This is a genomic window from Saccharopolyspora sp. NPDC002686 (assembly GCF_040295745.1).
Taxonomy (GTDB): Bacteria; Actinomycetota; Actinomycetes; order Mycobacteriales; family Pseudonocardiaceae; genus Saccharopolyspora; species Saccharopolyspora oryzae.
Map to the genome: position 1 here is coordinate 1 of NZ_JBEOVY010000136.1, position 18,414 is coordinate 18,414.

Below are 18,414 nucleotides of genomic sequence, written 5' to 3' on the forward strand. Positions count from 1 at the left end.
CCGAACCAGCTCTGAAGTTATCAACCGCGAAGCGAATCGCATTTTCAAAGTCTTCGTCGTGAAGCCAAGCCAGGCTACCACTCGTTTGTGGAGACCGGGTTTTGACCCCGCGTCAGGCCTGGCCCGGTTTTCCCGGCCCGTGTCGCGCTGACCTGGATAACTTTACACACCCCGAAACGCCCCCTGAACACCACCCCCCTTTAACGGGAAATCGCCAGGTCAGGTGGCATTTCGAGGCCCAAGAGGACGGTCAGCTCCTCGAGCGTGGATTCGACGTCCCGGTGGTGCACTCCGACCATTCCCGCTTCCACCGCTCCGACGACATTCCGGTGGAGGTCGTCGACGAACACGCACTGCTGCGGTTCCAGCCCCAGACGGCGAGCGGTCAACAGGTAGATCTCGCGACTCGGTTTCGCGACCTCCACCGCTCCGGAGAGGACGATCGCGTCGAAGTCGTCCGCGACTCGCGGGTCCGGCAGTCCACTGGCATTGGAGACGACTGCCGTGCGGATCCCGCCCCGGCGAGCGTGGCGCGCCACTTCGAGCAGCGGCGGCACGTCCGCGGAGTCCCGACCCGGATCGTCGAGCACTCCGGCGTAGTCCAGGAGCAGTCCCGTGAGTTCCACGGGCAGCACGGTAGCTCACACGATCGAGCGGATCGCAGCGAAAAGTGACCTGATTCCGGGGGTTGGTTCCTCAGTACTGCGAGGAGTTCTTCCACCGAGACACGGAGGTCCCATGACCGCAGTCCTCGCACCCGATGCCCCGCCCGCGCCACCCGCCGTCGAGGACCTGGACGAACGGAGCGCCATCTCCGTCGCGACGTCCGTCGGCGGGTTCGTGTTCGACGCGCTCTCCGGCCGGCGGACCGTGTCCGACATCGGCACCTGCGTTTCCTCGCGAGTCGCCAGGCTGCTGCTCACCACCCGGCTGGACGCAGCACGAGGCCCGGACCACCGGGTTCGTTCCGTGCACGCCTGCCCGATCACCGAGTTCGCGGTGGAGGCGTGCATGGTCGTCGGAACGAACGACCGGGTCCGGGCCTTGGTGCTGCGGATCGAGCGGGGCGGCGGGCGCTGGGTGTGCACCCGCCTGTCCCTGCTCTGATCAGCGCCGCCGGTTCTTCTTCGCGTCAGCGCGAGCAGCCGCCCGGCGCTCGCGGCGAGTGCCGCCGCGACCCTCCGGGCCCTGCTCGCCGTCGCTGCTGGTCTCGACGCCACCGGTCTCGTTCGGACCGGAGTAGCTCAGCCGCTGCTGGCCCGGAGTGCCGAGCCCCTTGCCGCGCAGTGCGCTGGGGACGTTCTCCCCCGCGGGCGCCGACGCACCGCCGAGCTGGCTCAGCGCCGGTCCGGCCGATGCCGGGCGGGCCCGCTTCGGCTGCGGGGCCGGCGGCGGGGTCTGCTGGACGTCGGGGGCGGCACCGCTACCGGCCTGGCTCACCGAGACCGGAACGGCGGGCTGCTCCGGCGCGGGCTCCGGCTCGGCAGCCTCCACCTGGACGTTGAACAGGAACCCGACGGACTCCTCCTTGAGCGCCTCCAGCATCGCCCCGAACATGTCGAAGCCCTCGCGGCGGTACTCGATCAGCGGGTCGCGCTGCGCCATCGCGCGCAGCCCGATGCCCTCCTTGAGGTAGTCCATCTCGTAGAGGTGCTCGCGCCACTTGCGGTCCAGGACGCTGAGCACGACCCGGCGCTCCAGCTCGCGCATCGCACCCGGGCCGACCTTCCCGTCGACCTCGGCCTCGCGCTTGGCGTAAGCCGCGCGCGCGTCGTCGATGACCAGCTCGAGCAGCCGCTCCTTGGTGAGGTCCTCGTCGGAGTCGACGAGCTCCTCCCAGTCGAGGCCCACCGGGTAGAGCGTCTTCAGCGCGGTCCAGAGCTTCTCGAAGTCCCAGTCCTCGGAGTAGCCCTCGGCGGTCTCCGCGTCGACGTAGGCGGTGACCACATCGCTGAGCATGTGGTTGACCTGCTCCTGCAGGTCCTCACCGGCCAGCACGCGGCGCCGCTCGTCGTAGATGACGGTCCGCTGCTGGTTCATGACCTCGTCGTACTTGAGGACGTTCTTGCGGATCTCCATGTTCTGCTGCTCGACCTGGGTCTGCGCGCTGCGGATCGCGCGGCTGACCATCTTGTGCTCGATCGGCACGTCGTCGGGCACCTTGAGGCGGGTCATCACCGTCTCGACCATGGCCGCGTTGAACCGCCGCATCAGCTCATCGCCCAGCGACAGGTAGAACCGGGATTCGCCCGGGTCGCCCTGACGGCCGGAACGACCGCGCAGCTGGTTGTCGATGCGCCGGGACTCGTGGCGCTCGGTGCCGAGCACGTAGAGGCCACCGCTGGCGCGGACCTCCTCGGCTTCGGCCTCGGCCTGCGCCTTGATCTTCTTCACGACCGCGGGCCATTCGGCCTCGTACTCCTCGCGGTTCTGCACCGGGTCCAGGCCGCGGGAGCGCAGTTCGGCGTCGGAGAGGTGGTCGACGTTGCCGCCCAGCACGATGTCGGTACCGCGACCGGCCATGTTGGTGGCGACGGTGACGGCGCCCTTGCGGCCGGCCTCCGCGATGATCGCGGCCTCCCGCGAGTGGTTCTTCGCGTTGAGGACGTTGTGCGGGACGCCCCTCTTGGTCAGCAGCTTCGACAGGTACTCGGAGCGCTCGACGCTGGTGGTGCCGACCAGCACCGGCTGCCCGGCCTGGTGGCGTTCCTCGATGTCCTCGGCGACCGCCTCGAACTTGGCCGGCTCGGTCTTGTAGACCAGGTCGGGCTGGTCCACGCGGGCCAGCGGCTCGTTGGTCGGGATCGGCACCACGCCGAGCTTGTAGGTGGTGTGGAACTCGGCCGCCTCGGTCTCGGCGGTACCGGTCATGCCGCCGAGCTTGTCGTAGAGGCGGAAGTAGTTCTGCAGCGTGATCGTGGCCAGCGTCTGGTTCTCGGCCTTGATCTCGACGCCTTCCTTGGCCTCGATCGCCTGGTGCATGCCCTCGTTGAAGCGGCGCCCGGCCAGGATGCGGCCGGTGAACTCGTCGACGATCAGCACCTCGCCGTCGCGGACGATGTACTCCTTGTCGCGGTTGTAGAGCTCCTTGGCCTTGAGCGCGTTGTTCAGGTAGCCGACCAGCGGGGTGTTCGCGGCCTCGTAGAGGTTCTCGATGCCGAGCTGGTCCTCGATGATCGAAACGCCCTCTTCGGTGACGCCGACGGTGCGCTTGCGCTCGTCGACCTCGTAGTGCTCGTCGCGCTTGAGCATCGGGGCGAGCCGGGCGAACTCCTGGTACCACCGGGACGACTGGTCCGCGGGGCCGGAGATGATCAGCGGCGTCCGGGCCTCGTCGATCAGGATGGAGTCGACCTCGTCGACGATGGCGTAGTTGTGCCCGCGCTGCACGCAGTCGGCGAGGCTCCAAGCCATGTTGTCGCGCAGGTAGTCGAAGCCGAACTCGTTGTTCGTGCCGTAGGTGACGTCCGCCGCGTAGGCCTGGCGTCGCTGGTCCGGGGTCATGTCGGCGAGGATCGCGCCGACCTCCAGGCCGAGGAAGCGGTGCACGCGGCCCATCCACTCGGCGTCGCGCCGGGCGAGGTAGTCGTTGACCGTGACGACGTGCACGCCCTTGCCGGTGATCGCGTTGAGGTAGGCGGGCAGCACGCAGGTGAGGGTCTTGCCCTCACCGGTCTTCATCTCGGAGATGTTGCCCAGGTGCAGCGACGCACCACCCATCAGCTGCACGTCGTAGTGGCGCTGGCCGAGGGTGCGCTTGGCGCCTTCGCGAGCGACCGCGAAGGCCTCCGGCAGCAGCTCGTCGAGCGATTCCCCGTCGGCGTGGCGGCGCTTGAACTCGTCGGTCTTGCCCCGCAGCTCGGCGTCGGACAGAGCGGCTACGTCGCCTTCGAGCTCATTGATGTGCGCTGCGATGGCGCGCAGGCGCTTGAGCATCTTGCCCTCGCCGGCGCGGAGCAGTCGGGACAGGACCATCCGGTCGACCTCACTAGCTGATCGTGACGCGTCCGTCACGGACGCTTTGTGGCCATCGTATTAGAGCTGGTGGCGGGGACGGGCCATCCGGTGCGGGGTCGGGTGGCGGACCCGCGCACACGCAGCTGTCCCCCGCGAACCACGGTACGCGGGGGACAGCCGTTCGGGTCGGCGTTGGCGCAGACTCGCCCTACAGGGCGTCCGCCAATCTGATCACTCCGTAGTCGAATCCCTTCCTCCGGTAGACCACGCTCGGCCTACCGCTGTCGGCATCGGAGAAGAGGTAGAAGTCGTGTCCGACCAGTTCCATCTGGTAGAGGGCCTGGTCGACCGTCATCGGTTTGGCCGAGTGCTCCTTCTCCCGGACGATGCTGCCCGGTTCGTAACCGTCCTCGGCCATGCGCTGCCCGGGAACTTCGGCGCTGTACTCGGGTGCTTCCTGGGGCGCTTCGAGCAGCTGGGTGCGGCCTTCGGCCGCTCCGGAGCCCATCACGACGGGCCGGTCCGCCATCGCTGCGGTCGCCTCTGCCACGGAAGTCGGGTTGTGCTGTCCGTAGTGCACCTTTCTACGGTCGTGCATACGCCGGAGACGGCTCTCCAGCTTGGTCGTTGCTGCGTCGAGCGCGGCGTAGAAGTCGCCGGCGCAGGCCTCTGCGCGCACCGGCGTGCCCTTGCCAACCAGGGTGATCTCGACTCGCTGGCAGTTCTTGGCCTGGCGGGGGTTGCGCTCGTGGAAGAGCTCCACATCCGCCCGAATTGCCTTCTTGTTGTACCGCTCAAGCCGGGTCAACTTGGTGTTGACGTGGTCCCGGTAGTGCTCGGGAACCTCGACGTTGCGACCCTTGACGACGATATCCATTCACGACCTCCGATTCCGTAGGAGAGGTGCGTGGCGCCAGGCTGCGCGTCAGCTCGCTTCCGGCGCCAGGGACATGGGATGTCGCTCCTTCCCTCCGCCAGGGGTTGGCTGGATTGACAGGCACGTTAGCTCGGTTTACCGATTTGTGACACCCCCCGGGTCGGGCGAAGTCAAGCGGCCACCGAGAGTGATTGGTGCCACCGTTCGAAGCACGCACGAAGCGTGCGCGGACAGTGCTCGCAAGGACTCTCCACCCCGGATTTTCACCCGTTCGGCCGCTCCCCGCGAGTGCACCTCGCGAAGTCGCGGCGGGGGCGGAATTTGCCTGCTCACAAACGGAAAACGTGTGCGCGGCGGGAGAAGTTCCCCAGGTTCGCCCGCGCAGCGGTGATTCACTCGTTCGTCTCAACCCGCCGTCGCGGTCAGGCTCAGCACCGCTCCGAACGCCCGACCTGCGGTTCCGAGCACTTCCGAGCAGGCCGCGACGGTCGCCGCGGTGGTGATGACGTCGTCGATCAGGACCAGTTGCGCTGTTGGAGGCGGAATTCGACCGTTCCGGACCAGCACTCGGCCAGACAGGTTGCGCACCCGTTCGGCCGCATCCAGCCCGGTCGAGTCCGCCGCTCCGCGCGCGGTCACCAGGCAGTCCGCCACCTGGGTGGGCCAGCCCCGAGCGGTGAGCAGGGCCGACATCCGGTGCGCGATGCGGAGCACGTGCGCGCCGCCGCGGCGCCGGGCGGCGATGGCCCGGGACGGTGCGGGCACGAGGCACCAGCGGTGGTCGAGCTGGTGCTCCGCGGTGATCGCGCGCAGTCCGGTGACCAGGTGCCCGGCCAGCGGGTCGGCGAGGTGGCGTTGGCCGGACTCCTTGTAGGCCAGGATCGCGCGGCGGGCCGCGTCTCGGTAGCGCCCGAGCGCGTACACCGGTAGTTCGGGCGGCAGCAGCGGGCGTTCGACGCGGTGGAGTCCGCCGAGTTCGCGGGAGCAGTCCGGGCACCACGCCGTGCCCGCCGTGCCGCAGCCCGCGCAGTGCAGCGGCAGCAGCAGGTCGATCAGTCCGGAACGCCCGTCGCGGAGCCAGGAAGCGCGCATCCGCAGAGCATTGCGCGGAACGGCCCGCCGACTCACCGACGAGTGTCGGGCGCTGATCGCCGGGTAGAACTCCCCATCACCTGGTCGATGGTCACGAGCTCGGTCGAGGTCGGTGACGCGCGGTCGCCGGCGACGGTTCCGGTGTTGATGTTGGTCAGCCGGGGAAGAACGGCACGGAGCTGCTGCCGATGCGCGGCTCCAGCAAGGACCACACGTCGTTCGGATCGCGGGACGACCAGATGTTGCTGCGGTCGGCGACGATCACCGTCGGACCGGGGCCCACGGTGACCGTCTTCATCGGCTGGCCCAGGTTCGCCGACGTGTAGGCCTTCCACAGGAAGCCGTCCACCGACACCTCGTACACCGGGGAGCTGTTGCTGTCGGTGATCACCGCCAGCGACTCCTTGTCCCGCCACTCCAGGCCCAAGATCTGCGCGTTCTGCGGGGCGGGCAGCGCGATCGGGCGCTGCAGCACGACCGCACCGTCCTGATCGGACACCGCGCCGATCACCAGCCGCCCGTCGATCACCGCAGCGACCCGGGTGCCGTCCCGGGACAACCGCAGGTCCGTGATCGGCCGCCCCTCGGTGAACTGCTGGGAGTCGACCCTCTCCACCGACCAGCCGCCGGCGCTGCTGCGGGCCCGGATCACGTCGCGACCGCCGACGACGGTCCACACCTCCGAGCTCCCGCGCCAGGTCGGCTTGCTCATGAAGCTGCCGACCGGCCCCAGCTCGGCGAGGGCCTCGCCGTACGGCCCGACCCGCAGCGCGACCTCGTCCGGACTCCGCCGGGTCACCGCGGCGATCTTGCGCCCGTCCGGCGACTGACCCGCCCGGAACACCTGGTACTCACCGGACCCGGCCGGCCCGGGAACCGGATCGGCGCTGCTGTCCAAGCGCCTGAGCCGCTCGTCGATCACGGCCAGCCCACCCAGATCCTGGCGCGGCACGTTGTCGATCTCGAACTTGGTGAGGTCGGTCGGCCGCAGGTCCTGCGCGGACGACAGCAGCGGCATGCCCTCCTCCTGCAACCGCACCCGAGCGTTGCTGACCTTCTGCAAGGTGAACACGACCTGGGCCGCGATCAGCCACCGCGAATCGTCGGAGACGTCGCCGAGCTTGCTGAGGTTGACCTCCAGCGCACCGTCGCCGGTGGCCTCGCTGGTGTTCGTCCGGGGACGCACCCCCGGCGGGATGGCGGTGTGCAGCGCCGAGCGCAGCCCGTCCGACGGACCGGCGGTCAGCAGGTCGATGACCCGGCGCGGCAGCGTGCTCGCCGGTTGGGAGGCCACGTAGCGCACGTCCGGCACGACGCCGGTGGAGTCGTGGTCGAGGAAGTAGATCGGCACCGAGCGGTAGACGCTGCTGAACGCGTTCTTGCTGACCACCATCTCGGGCGGCGGCGTGGTGATCCGCCACTTCCCATCGCGCTGGCGCTCGACCCGCACGTTGGCCTCGTACTCGCCGACGTCCGGCACGAAGGAGGAGTCCGGCAGCAGACGGCCGACCTTGTCCGCCTGCAACGTCACCATCTGCACGCCGTCGGGCAGCGGGCCCGACTGCTGGGCCGGGATGGTGTCGACGTTGTCCACGATCAGCAGACCGGGCGTCGGCAACCACTGCTTGGCCTGCGCCTCGGCGAGGTGCATCCGGGCCGCCTCGTGGTTGCTGGCCGGGGATGCGGAGTCCACGAACCGGCGGACCAGGGCCAACGGGTCGAGGTTGTCGGGCGGCGGGGTCACTTCGGCGGTCGAGTTGCGCTCGTCGGCTTCCCGCACGGCGACCGGATCCGATTCCTCCGGGATCGACGCGCACGCGGTCAGCGGGAGCAGCAGCGCGGAGAGCACCGCCAGGCAGCGGGTGACCCGGCCTCCCATCATTCGTCCTCCCAGGTGTCCTCGGACAGCCGGGCGGGACCCCGATCGTGGATCTCGCCATCACCGGCTTCGGCGTCCTGCGGCCGCTCCACCGAGGCTGCCAGCAGCGCTTCCGGCGCGGCGATGCGGCGGGTGCCGGGCAGCGGCAGCGGACTGCTGTCGAACTCCGCACCCGGCCGCCGGGGCAAGGTGACGCGGAAGCACGACCCTTCGCCCGGCTCGCCCCAGGCGTCCAGGTCGCCGCCGTGCAACCGGGCGTCCTCCAGGCTGATCGACAAGCCCAGCCCGGTGCCGCCGGTGCGCCGGTTCCGGGACGGGTCGGCCCGCCAGAACCTGGTGAACACCAGCTCGGCCTCACCGGAGCGCAGCCCGACGCCGTAGTCCCGGACGGTCACCGCGACGGCCTTCTCGTTGCTGCCGAAGCGGATCTCCACCGGTCCGCCCTCGGCGTGGTCGATCGCGTTGGCCACCAGGTTGCGCATGATCCGCTCGAGGCGGCGGGCGTCGGCGACGATCGACAGCTCGCCGTCACCGCCGGACGGCACGATCACCCGCAGCTCGACGCCACCGTCGTCGGCGATCGGGCGCAATGCCTCCGCCGAGCGTTCCGCCAGCTCGACCAGGTCGACCTGCTCGGCGGACAGGTCCGCCACGCCGGCGTCCAGGCGGGAGATCTCCAGCAGATCGCCCAGCAGCAGCTCGAAGCGGTCCAACTCGTCGACCAGCAGTTCCGTGGAGCGGGACAGGCCGGGCGGGAACTGCTCGCGGGAGGCGTGCAGCACGTCGGCGGCCATCCGCACCGTCGTCAGCGGGGTGCGCAGCTCGTGCGAGACGTCGGAGGTGAACCGGCGCTGCAGCAGGCCGAACTCCTCCAGCTGCGTGATCTGCTGCTTGAGGCTGTCGGCCATCTCGTTGAACGACTCGGCGAGGCGGGCGACGTCGTCCTCGCCGATCACGCGCATGCGCTTGTCCAGGTCACCCTCGGCGAGCTGCTCGGCGATCTGCGCGGCCTGCCGCACCGGCCGCACGATCTGGCGGGTCACCAAGTTCGTGATCAGCCCCAGCAGGACCAGCAGCACCACACCGCTGACCAGCAAGGTCTGCTGCACGACGCGGAGGGTCTCCTGCTCCGCGGTGAGCGGGAACATCATGTACAGCTGCAGCGACCGGGTGGCGCTGCCGACCGGCGTGCCCACGATCAGCATGGTGACCGGGCCGCTGTCCCGGGCCACGGTCTTGATCTTGGTCGCGAGCTGGCCTCGTTCGGCGAACAGGCGCAGGTCGTCCGGCACGTCGCTCACCGGACCGGCGAACGGCTGCTCGCTGCGGTCGACCGGTGCGAGCCCGTCGACCAGCACCGGGGTGAACGCGCCCGCCACCGTTTCCGTCGTGGACTGGCCGGAGGAGGACGTCGTCAGCCGGTTCAGCGCCGCTTTGAGCTGCTCGGACACGCTGTCGGAGTTGGGGTCGACCGCGGTGAGCTCGCGCTCGAGGATCGGCAGGCTCGTGTCGACCTGCGTGAGCGCGGCCTCTTCCTTGGAGTTCAGCAGCTGGGAGGTGATCTGCCACTGCAGCACCATGCCCAGCACGATCACCACGGCCAGCGAGAGAGCGAGGGTGCTGACGACCACGCGCAGCTGCATCGAGCGGCGCCAGACCGCCTCGAAGCGGCGCCAGCGGTCGCGGACCTCTTCCCGGACACGACTCACCAGCCACCGCACCCAGCGGCTCCGACGCGTCCACACGTTCACGGCAACCGTCGCCCTCCACGACTACGACCCCGGTCGGCAACTGTGTCAAAGGGTCGATCCGCGGACCGCACCGGCCCGCGACATGCGAAGAGCGCCCGCTCGGCGAGCAGGCGCTCCAGGTCCGGTTACCGGATCACGGAGGGCCGGCCTTGTAGCCGACACCGCGGACCGTCAGCACGACCTCGGGGCGCTCCGGGTCCCGCTCCACCTTCGACCGCAGGCGCTGGACGTGCACGTTCACCAGGCGCGTGTCGGCGGCGTGGCGGTAGCCCCAGACCTGCTCCAGCAGGACCTCGCGGGTGAACACCTGGCGCGGCTTGCGGGCCAGCGCCACCAGCAGGTCGAACTCCAGCGGGGTCAGCGCGATCGGCTGGGCGTCCCTGGTCACCTCGTGACCGGGCACGTCGATGGTCACGTCGCCGATGGTCAGCACCTCGGCCGGTTCCGCATCGGTGCGGCGCAGCCGCGCGCGCAGCCGGGCGACCAGTTCCTTCGGCTTGAACGGCTTGACCACGTAGTCGTCGGCGCCGGACTCCAGACCGAGCACCACGTCGACGGTGTCGCTCTTGGCGGTCAGCATCACGATCGGCACGACGGACTCGGTGCGGATGGCCTTGCAGACGTCGATGCCGTTCATCCCCGGCAGCATCAGGTCCAGCAGGACCAGGTCCGGCTTGAGCTCCCGCAGGGCAGGCATCGCCTTGGTGCCATCGCTGACGACGGCGGTCTCGAACCCCTCTCCCCGGAGCACGATGGTCAGCATTTCGGCCAGGGCCGGATCGTCGTCCACCACGAGCACGCGTGCCTTCATGCCCAACATGGTTGCACTTCTGCATCTCCTGCCGTGCACGCACCCGCAGATCGTCACCGCAGGTCGGACCGTTGATACCCGGGAAAGCCCAGTTCATACCGCCGAACGGAGCAGTGGCCGGGTGATCTGAGCCGCCCAGCCCGGCCCGCTGGTCAGGCGAGGACGTGCTCGTCGACGATCCCGGCGAAGTCGACCTGGCCGGAACCGTCGACCACCAGCCACGGCGACCACCAGCCGGCCGCCGCGAGCTGCGCGTAGACCTCGCCGCAGCGCTGCTGCAGTTCCGCGTCCGATTCGAAGTTGTCGCGCTGACGGTCCACTTCGGTCCGTTCGCGGTGCTCGGCCCGGCGGGCCGCCACCTCGGTCGGAACCTGGAGCAGGATCTGCAGATCCGGTTTGGGCAGCGCGAAGCGCGACACCTCGAGCTCCTGGACCCAGGCAACGAAGTCGCCGCTGCTGTCCTGGTGGAGCCGGGCGGCGCCGTAGGCGGCGTTCGAGGCGACGTAGCGGTCGAGCAGCAGGACGTCGTGGGCGCGGAGGTCGTCGCGGAGCGCGGCTGCCGCGGCGCGGCGGTCGAGCGCATTGAGCACGGCCATCCCGTAGACGGAGTCGCCGAGGTCGCCGTGACCACCGCGCAGCGCCTCGCCGATGAGTTCACCGTGGATGTCCTCGGTGTAGCGCGGGAACGCGGCGCGCGCCACGGAGTGGCCGCGGGCGGTGAGCTCCGCGGTGATGCCGTTGGCGAACGTGCGCTTGCCCGCACCGTCCAAGCCCTCGATGACGATTAGTCGACCCACGGCATCGACGGTAGTCGAGCGCCGCGGACCTCCCGACGGCCTCCCCCGATCTGCTCCGAAGCACGTGAATTCGCTTTGCTGCCAGCCAGTTCGCCTGTATACACGTTGCATGCAGAAGACTCACTCGTACCAGCTGACGGTGACGTGGACCGGCAACACCGGTGAGGGCACTGCCTCCTACCGCGGGTACAGCCGCGAGCACGTGGTGGAGATCGACGGCAAGCCGCAGCTGACGGCCTCGGCCGATCCCGCGTTCCGCGGTGACCCGAAACTGCCCAACCCGGAGGACTTCCTGGTCGCGGCGCTCTCCGAGTGCCACATGCTCTGGTACCTCGGGCTGTGCAGCGCTTCCGGCGTCGTGGTCACCTCCTACCGGGACGAAGCGAGCGCGACCATGGTCGAGGTGCCCGAAACCGGCGGCCACTTCACCGAAGTCGTGCTCCGCCCGAAGGTGGAGATCGCCGATCCGGCCACCCTGCCCAAGGCCCGCGAACTGCACGAGCAGGCCCACCGCAAGTGCTACATCGCGAACTCGGTCAACTTCCCCGTCCGCCACGAACCGGAGATCACCGCCGCCGGATGAGCGGCGACACGGAGAGTGCCCGAGCAGCGGCCATCCGGGTTCAGTTGATCTGATCCAGCCCGGCGGGCGCGGTACCGCTGCAAAGTCCTGGAACGTGACCAGCACTGACTACCTCCACTACCGCACGTTCCGCGACCAACTACCCGCCCCCGTCTGGCACGAGCTGCTCAGCATCGGCTCACCTCAGCTGTACCGCCCGGGCGAGGCCCTGCTACAGGAGAACTCCGAGGACACTTTCGTGCTGGCGGTCGTCGAAGGTGTCTGCAAGGTGGTCGCAGCTCGCCCGGGCCACGGGCAGACCTTGATCGCTGTACGTGGCCCGGGCGATACCTTGGGCGAGTTATCCGCGATCGATGGCGCACGCAGGTCAGCGAGCGTATACGCAGTCACCGAGTGCAGAGCGAGACTCGTGCGCGGAACAACATTCGTCGCTTTCCTGAGCCGGCACCGCCTCGAAACGACCTTGTCCCGCTACTTGAGCGCCAAACTGCGCTGGAACAGAACGATGGTTTCCGAGCTCTCGGGCATCTCGGTCCGCTCCAAAGTCGCCTGGTTGCTGATGCGGCTGGCCGCGATGGCATCCCCCACCACCTTCATTCCGCTCTATCAGAAAGAGATGGCTGAGCTGCTGGGGGTCGCCCCCAGCTCGGTGAAGGCTGCGATCGGTCACTTCCGCGAACAGGGCTTGCTGCGCACCGAAGTCGGCGGAGTGGACCTACTCGTCCCCAGCGCACTTGCCGACGAGATCCACCACAACGATTCGGAGTGATGCAGCACACTTCTCGCGGGGTCCGATTTCGGACTCGGCGTTGCTGACCGCCCTTCGAAGCTCGTCCCGTATCGGAACCAAGCTCTGAAGGGCGGCTCGACATGACGAATCCAGCTGTGACGCACCCTCGCCGCAGCAGACAGCTTCCGCCGTACCGCGCAGTGTTCGCAGTGGATGCGAAAGGCTTCAGCGACGCACCGAGCGCCCACCAGGAACAGCTCGGGCAAGAAATTCCCCAGCTGTTGGCGCACGCACTCGAACAATGCAACATGTCCCGCCTGTGGAAGACGCGGTTGTTCGGGACCTCGACCGGCGATGGCTACTACTTCGGCGTAGACGCGGTGGACACCCCGTTCCTCGTGGATCCATTCCTCCGCGAGCTGCAGGACGTGCTGGAAACCCACGACGAAGTGGTGCGAGCCCGTAGCCGTGATCTGCGCATGCGGCTGCGGGCGAGCATCCACGTGGGCCCGATCCCGGACAGCGGGCTGGCAACGCCGATGAACGAGACGCACCGATTGCTGGATTCTCAGCCGGTCCGCCGAGTGCTCAGCAAGTCCGACCCGGACACCACGTTCCTCGCGGTGATCCTCTCGCAGCGGGTATTCACCGATGTCGTCCAAGCCGACTACACGAAGCTTCGGCCCACCCAGTTCGCACGCAACACGGTAGCCGTCAAGAACTTCCACGACGCCGGTTGGCTGCACATCCCGTGCCCCTCGGTGTCGCTCGACGAGCTCGTGGACATCGAGGGGATCTCCCCCGTCGACGTCAGCCAGATCGGCAGCGATGTGACGGCGAGGCCAACGCCGGGGACGTCCCAGGCTGTGCAGATCACCAGCATGGAGCGGAGCGCGATCGCGCGCGAGCACTTCGGCGACAACAACTTCGGCAACTAGATCGGTGATGTGCGATGACCACGATGGACAACGCCATCGAAACTGCGAGCCAGAGTCCCGTGTCCGCCGAACACCACGGCGACAACAACTACACGTACAACTACACCCAGGGCTCGAAGAAGCTGCTCGCCAGAAGCCGATACGACCACAGCTGGTTGTCCTGGCTAGCGCAAGTCTTCGAACCTCCCACCACCTACCCGGACGCGCTCAAGAAACTGCGCAAACACCGTCGAATCGTCATAACGGGCGAAGCGAACAGCGGGCTGCACACCGCCGCGACCATGCTCCTGTACGAGGCGCAAACCGCTCCGCGATTGGTAACCGTCGAGTCCGACCTGATGCTCGCGGACTACCTCGACGATCGTTGCGGCCTACTCATCGATCTTCGCCGAACCTCTGAGATGTCCTCGGGCAAAGTCCTGGACCAGCTGGCGGCCCTGGAGGAGGACCTCGACCGGACTTCGAGTCGAGCAGTGGTGATCGCACCGCCCGAATCCAGGAACGACTTCGCGGAACTCCGGACGGATCCGGAAAGTGTCTTTTGGCTGGACGCGCCGGACAACGCTGAGGTGCTGATCAAACACCTCGAGGCTGTGGCAAATCCCGCGACGGCGGTTCTTGAGGCCATCGACGTCATCCGCCGCCAGAGCAGTACCCCGCTCCATGCTCTCCTGGAGAACGTGAGCCCGAACCGGGCCCGAGTGCTGGCAGAGCTGATCCGAGATCTCGGCTGCGTCTCGCCTCATCAACCGCTCGCCGAATTGCAGCCCGACATCACCGCAGGCTTTCACTCCTGGCAAGCCGAGGTGGGCGAGTGGTACCGCAATCACGAGGCCACCGAAGACCGAGCCTTGTTCGTGGCCCTTGCCGCCCTCGACGGAGCGCCCTCCTTCGTCATCGCAGAAGAAGCCGGTGAACTGGTACGCATATCCGGATCAACGGCGTTTCCCCCCTTCGCCGCGCACGGCCTGCTCAGCCGACTCGAACAGATGCACGCGCAACTGCACAGCCACCGGCTCGGCTTCAGCAGACCCGGCTTCGCCGACGCCATCTTCAGCTATGTGTGGCTCGACCAGCCGTGGCTACGCAGAACCGTGCTGGAATGGCTCAGCCAGTTGCCGGCCCGCCTTCGCAAACGCTTTGCCCCGGAGCTGATCGATGCGCTGAGCGATCGACTGCTCGCAGTGGCCTCCGAGTTCAACGATCCCGATGTGATCCTCGACATCGCCCGCTCCTGGGCACCGCAAAAACCGGAAACGGCGGCACGGCTCCTGACCAACTGCGCTCTCGACCCAGTCCTCGGGCGGCGGACTCGGACCGCGCTGAAGGAGTGGGCCAGCAACTCGCCAACCGCAGCCCTGGCCGCGGTCGTCGCATCGGTTTGCGGCGGCGACCTGGCGCAGGTTGATCTGCAGCTTTGCCTGACCAGGCTTCGCTATCTCACGGCCTCTATCTCCAACGAGCGCGTCGCAGCGCTGGGTGCCGAAGCCGTGCGCTCGCTCGCAGGCGCAGAACGAACGGCGCCAGGTGTGCTTTCCAGAGTTCGCTCTTGGTGCGAATATCCCGCCTCCTCACCTGCGCGCAAAGACGGAACGGTCATCTTCCTGTTACTCGCGCAAGAGCCCTTCACCCGTCCGGCACTCGCGGAAGACGAAAACTGCCATCTTCGAGCCTGCTGGCGAAATGCCATGGATCTCCTGCCCACTGGACCTCCGCGCGTCCACAACCTGTGGCACGAAGCCGTCAGCACATGGCTGGGCAACGCCCTGAACGGCACCTACTCGGACCAGATTCTGGCGATGTTGACGAGTGCAGCTGCGTCGTCCGGACGACGTGCAGCCCAGCTCGAGCACGCAGCCCGCCGCTGGGCAGACGGCAACGCCGCCCGATCAGACGTGTTGCGCGACCTGCTCATGCGGTTGCGCCGTGTCGACCCAACCCAGCGAAAGGTCGAAGACCTCCTCAGATCTTTCAACCAGTCCCGTCGCGCAGACTCGTAACACGCTCTCCAGGGGAACGTCATGGCATTCACCCCAATCCTGATCAACGGACTCAACAAACTCGCGAGCTGGCTCGCCAACCGCAACGGAACACCGTTTCCACATTTCGGGCACCTGCCGGGGCAGTTGTACGGCGCCCGGCTGAGCACGCAACTGCCTGGTGCGATCAACGGATCCTGCTTCGAAGCGAATTTCGATCTGCAGTGGCAGGTGCTTCCTGAAATCCCTCCGCACTTCGATCCTGAGAGCTTCATCAAATCAGAAGCAGGCCGTCTCGCAACGGCGCAGACGCAGCGATCTTTGGTCACGCAGCGCGAGCTGGTAGAAGCAGAGATCAATCGCCAGCTGGCTGAGCTGACCGGGCCCGGCTTGGTCGGTCACGGAAAGGTCGTCCTAGCGGTTTCCGACGAACATCGACACGCGACCACCCGCTACCTGAAGCTCGTTCAAGAGCAAGAGAACAACATGATCACTCGTGAGCTCAAGGCGCAGGAACGCCAGTACCTGAGAACGCAGGTGTTCCCCGATCGGCAGGCCGCTCTCCTCTGGTGGGTGCAGGACGACCCCAGCCGTGCGAGCAAGCTGGGCGATTTGGAACGACTCCTCAAGTACTACGAAGGCACTCCCACTGAGGGGGTGCACGACGGGTTGCTCGGCGCATTGGAGTCACGACTCGCACAGCTCGACGAGGCGTCGAGAGACCGCTTGCTCCGAAGCTTCGAGGAGATGATTGACCTGGTTACTGCGCCGGAGACGGCGGAGAGCTGATCAACCTGGGCTGCTCGTGGGCAACGCAACGCCAACGAGCAGCCCAGCACGTCTCGGCCGTGATCTGATTCGCAGAGTCTTCGACGGCAGACACCGCCACGAACTCACGCGATGTTCATCGCGACTCCGTGACCAGCAGTTCATCAACGTTATGTGGTCGTCGCGAGCTTGATGCCCGCCACGTTCGTCCGCGGTCCGCATGACTCCGGTCGATGCGAACTCCTCCGATCTCGGGACAGGAGGTACGCCGCGCGACCAGAATCATCGGGGCAGAGGTCGCCAGACGTCGATCAACCGTGGAGAATCGATCATCGACCGATGATCGCTACGACTCGGGAGGAACCAGTGCAAATCCCCGGGCCCGACACTCGCGTGGTCGAGCTGCGGGTGCACGGAATCCTCGGCGCCACCGGCGACGAGCTGACCGACTCCGTCGCTTCGGTCGACGTCGCCGGTGACGGCGTCGGGCGGATCATGCGTCCGGCCGACCGGTTGCGCCGACCGGTGCCCGGACCGGTGCTCTCGACCGGGGACCGCTCGGTACCCAGGATCGTCGAAGGCTACGTCTGGGGTGGGATGACCTCCGGCGGACTGGCCAAGGCGACTTGGGCGCTGCTGTTCCCGTTCGCGCTGGCGAACATGGCGCACTGGATGCTGCCGCCGGTCCGCAGCGGCAGCGCGCTCAGCCGCGGTCTCTCCACGGTGTTGCGCGCCTTGCTGCGACTGTCCGCGCTGCTGCTGACGATGCTGTTCGTCGCGCAGATCACCGTGGTCAGCCTCGACCTGGTGGCAGCGCAGTGCCTGAGCCCCGGCGCGCCTTGCCTCGAGTTCGTCCCGAGCGCAGTCAGGTCCCTCGACGTGCTGCGCGCGTCGGCGGCTCTGCTGCCGGTCGTTCTCGTCGTCCTCCTCATGCATCGTCTGTCCACTGTGTCTTGGCAGGTCTCGGCCCGGAAGACCGACAAGCCGCAGCACTCCGCACGCGCGCCGATGCTGCCCGGCGCGAACGTCGTCGCCGACCCGGACACCCCCGCGCTGCGCGCCCTGCACGTGATCGCCGCACTGTCCACTGTGGCGATGCTCGCGCTCGGCGGCCCGTTCCTGACCACCGCGGACCCGCGGTGGATCCTGGCCGCCGCGTTGATCGGAATCTCCGTGGTGGGCACGGTCGGGCTCGACGACCCCGCCCGGATGAAGCCGGACGGCAAGGAGAAGGTGCTGCGAGGCCTGCTCGGCCGCACCCCGCGGCGCGTGCTGATGACCGCCTCCGCGCTGCTGCTGTGCTCGGTCGCGCTGCTGCCCGGCCCGCTCAACGCGCCGCTGCCCGGTTCGGGCCCCACCATCGACGCGATCACCAGCGCACTGGTGGTCACCTGCGTCGCCGTCGCGGTCCTGCTCACCCCGGCCACGCTGCTGGCGCGGTCCACCTGGAAGACCTGCCCGCGGCCGCTCCGCCCGTGGGCGGGCGGCTGGATGTCCGCGCCGGTGCTGATGTTCGCCTGCATGCTCGGCAACGGCTTCGGGGCCGGGCTCGCGTTCACCGTGCGCCAGACCCTCGTCGTCGACAACGCCCCCGGCTCCCCGGGACCGACGCTCCCCGACGCGTTCGACGACGTCACGATCTTCTGGGGCACCACCGCCGTGCTGCTGGCGATCGCCGCGGTCATCGGCATCCCGTTGCTGCTGCTGAAGCGGTGGCGGACCACCCGAACAGAAGGCGACAGCTCGATCCCGGACGAGATCGCCCTGCTGCACGCCGGTCGCCCGGAGGACCAGCGCGCTGCTGCGAACGCCTGGAAGTGGGCCGACCTGCAGCGCCGCTACTCGCACATCGTCCTCCTCGTGATCGCCGGGGTGCTGGCGGTCAGCACCGCGTTGACGGTGGTGGCGCGAACCATGGAGCTCCCGCCGCTGATCGACACTGACTGGCTGGTCGGGATCGGTGTCGCCTCGCTGGCCGCGCTGGCGGCCGGTTTGCTGCGGATGGTCTTCCTCGCGGCCAGCAAGCGGGACACCGCCCGCTACCTCGGTGTGCTCTGCGACCTCGTGCTGTTCTGGCCGCGCGAGGCGCACCCCGTGGTTCCGCCGTGCTACGCGCTGAAGGTCATCCCCGAGCTGGCCGAACGCGCCACCGAGCACCTGGCCGACCCGAACACCCGCGTCGTGATCGTCGGGCACAGCCAGGGCAGCCTGCTCGCCGCCGTGGCGACCGCCCGGCTGCTCGACTCGCTGCC

The 18,414-nt window shown here is 68.1% G+C and carries 15 protein-coding genes; 7 read left to right on the forward strand and 8 right to left on the reverse strand.

All coding sequences use genetic code 11. The features are described 5' to 3' along the window. Positions 1 to 200: 200 nt before the first annotated feature. Entirely contained in the window at positions 201 to 626 is a 426-nt protein-coding gene (locus ABTZ89_RS19205; protein ID WP_351046430.1) for an HAD-IA family hydrolase, read from the reverse strand. A 112-nt stretch (positions 627 to 738) separates the two neighbouring features. Between ABTZ89_RS19205 and ABTZ89_RS19210 the strand changes: the two genes are divergently transcribed. Then, on the forward strand, positions 739 to 1,107 hold the full coding sequence (locus ABTZ89_RS19210) for an Rv3235 family protein (RefSeq protein WP_270953481.1): 369 nt from the start codon (positions 739 to 741) through the stop codon (positions 1,105 to 1,107). Here the strand turns inward: ABTZ89_RS19210 and secA are convergent, their stop codons facing one another. From secA to ABTZ89_RS19245, 7 genes are all read right to left on the reverse strand, one after another. Further along, complete coding sequence (secA, locus tag ABTZ89_RS19215; protein WP_270953480.1) at positions 1,108 to 3,975, reverse strand: preprotein translocase subunit SecA; 2,868 nt, start codon at positions 3,973 to 3,975, stop codon at positions 1,108 to 1,110. A gap of 190 nt (positions 3,976 to 4,165) precedes the next feature. After that, on the reverse strand, positions 4,166 to 4,834 hold the full coding sequence (gene hpf, locus ABTZ89_RS19220) for a ribosome hibernation-promoting factor, HPF/YfiA family (RefSeq protein WP_270953479.1): 669 nt from the start codon (positions 4,832 to 4,834) through the stop codon (positions 4,166 to 4,168). Between the two features lie 405 nt (positions 4,835 to 5,239). Next, a complete protein-coding gene (locus ABTZ89_RS19225) occupies positions 5,240 to 5,926 on the reverse strand; it encodes a ComF family protein (protein ID WP_351046435.1) in 687 nt (228 codons plus the stop codon). Between the two features lie 154 nt (positions 5,927 to 6,080). Further along, positions 6,081 to 7,808 (reverse strand): LpqB family beta-propeller domain-containing protein, encoded by a 1,728-nt coding sequence (locus ABTZ89_RS19230; RefSeq protein WP_270953477.1) that lies wholly within the window; start codon positions 7,806 to 7,808, stop codon positions 6,081 to 6,083. Further along, positions 7,805 to 9,514, reverse strand: coding sequence for an MtrAB system histidine kinase MtrB (gene mtrB / locus ABTZ89_RS19235; RefSeq protein ID WP_351046439.1), 1,710 nt, complete (start codon positions 9,512 to 9,514; stop codon positions 7,805 to 7,807). Before mtrB ends, ABTZ89_RS19230 begins: the two co-directional genes overlap by 4 nt. 175 nt (positions 9,515 to 9,689) lie before the next feature. Then, a complete protein-coding gene (gene mtrA / locus ABTZ89_RS19240; RefSeq protein ID WP_351046442.1) occupies positions 9,690 to 10,367 on the reverse strand; it encodes an MtrAB system response regulator MtrA in 678 nt (225 codons plus the stop codon). 152 nt (positions 10,368 to 10,519) lie between these two features. After that, positions 10,520 to 11,164, reverse strand: a complete 645-nt coding sequence (locus ABTZ89_RS19245) for a dTMP kinase (RefSeq protein ID WP_270953474.1) — start codon at positions 11,162 to 11,164, stop codon at positions 10,520 to 10,522. A gap of 109 nt (positions 11,165 to 11,273) precedes the next feature. Between ABTZ89_RS19245 and ABTZ89_RS19250 the strand changes: the two genes are divergently transcribed. The 6 genes from ABTZ89_RS19250 to ABTZ89_RS19275 all read left to right on the forward strand — a co-directional run. Further along, complete coding sequence (locus tag ABTZ89_RS19250) at positions 11,274 to 11,747, forward strand: OsmC family protein (protein WP_270953473.1); 474 nt, start codon at positions 11,274 to 11,276, stop codon at positions 11,745 to 11,747. Positions 11,748 to 11,841: 94 nt separating this feature from the next. After that, positions 11,842 to 12,516: a Crp/Fnr family transcriptional regulator gene (locus ABTZ89_RS19255; RefSeq protein ID WP_351046446.1), complete on the forward strand. Its 675-nt coding sequence runs from the start codon at positions 11,842 to 11,844 to the stop codon at positions 12,514 to 12,516. Between the two features lie 269 nt (positions 12,517 to 12,785). Next, complete coding sequence (locus tag ABTZ89_RS19260) at positions 12,786 to 13,415, forward strand: hypothetical protein (protein ID WP_351046448.1); 630 nt, start codon at positions 12,786 to 12,788, stop codon at positions 13,413 to 13,415. A gap of 14 nt (positions 13,416 to 13,429) precedes the next feature. Further along, positions 13,430 to 15,415 carry a hypothetical protein gene (locus ABTZ89_RS19265; protein ID WP_351046451.1) on the forward strand — a complete coding sequence of 662 codons (1,986 nt, stop codon included), beginning with the start codon at positions 13,430 to 13,432 and terminating at the stop codon, positions 15,413 to 15,415. A 21-nt stretch (positions 15,416 to 15,436) separates the two neighbouring features. Next, positions 15,437 to 16,183, forward strand: a complete 747-nt coding sequence (locus ABTZ89_RS19270) for a hypothetical protein (RefSeq protein WP_351046454.1) — start codon at positions 15,437 to 15,439, stop codon at positions 16,181 to 16,183. A gap of 318 nt (positions 16,184 to 16,501) precedes the next feature. Further along, on the forward strand, positions 16,502 to 18,414 hold a 1,913-nt coding region (locus tag ABTZ89_RS19275), incomplete at its 3' end, for a hypothetical protein (RefSeq protein WP_351046457.1).

Excerpts from the sequence above, each read along its gene's own strand:
- ABTZ89_RS19210 (WP_270953481.1), top strand. The coding sequence starts at position 739 with ATGACCGCAGTCCTCGCACCCGATGCCCCGCCCGCGCCACCCGCCGTC.
- secA (WP_270953480.1), bottom strand. The coding sequence starts at position 3,975 with ATGGTCCTGTCCCGACTGCTCCGCGCCGGCGAGGGCAAGATGCTCAAG.
- hpf (WP_270953479.1), bottom strand. The coding sequence starts at position 4,834 with ATGGATATCGTCGTCAAGGGTCGCAACGTCGAGGTTCCCGAGCACTAC.
- ABTZ89_RS19225 (WP_351046435.1), bottom strand. The coding sequence starts at position 5,926 with ATGCGCGCTTCCTGGCTCCGCGACGGGCGTTCCGGACTGATCGACCTG.
- ABTZ89_RS19230 (WP_270953477.1), bottom strand. The coding sequence starts at position 7,808 with ATGATGGGAGGCCGGGTCACCCGCTGCCTGGCGGTGCTCTCCGCGCTG.
- mtrA (WP_351046442.1), bottom strand. The coding sequence starts at position 10,367 with ATGAAGGCACGCGTGCTCGTGGTGGACGACGATCCGGCCCTGGCCGAA.
- ABTZ89_RS19250 (WP_270953473.1), top strand. The coding sequence starts at position 11,274 with ATGCAGAAGACTCACTCGTACCAGCTGACGGTGACGTGGACCGGCAAC.
- ABTZ89_RS19260 (WP_351046448.1), top strand. The coding sequence starts at position 12,786 with ATGTCCCGCCTGTGGAAGACGCGGTTGTTCGGGACCTCGACCGGCGAT.
- ABTZ89_RS19265 (WP_351046451.1), top strand. The coding sequence starts at position 13,430 with ATGACCACGATGGACAACGCCATCGAAACTGCGAGCCAGAGTCCCGTG.
- ABTZ89_RS19270 (WP_351046454.1), top strand. The coding sequence starts at position 15,437 with ATGGCATTCACCCCAATCCTGATCAACGGACTCAACAAACTCGCGAGC.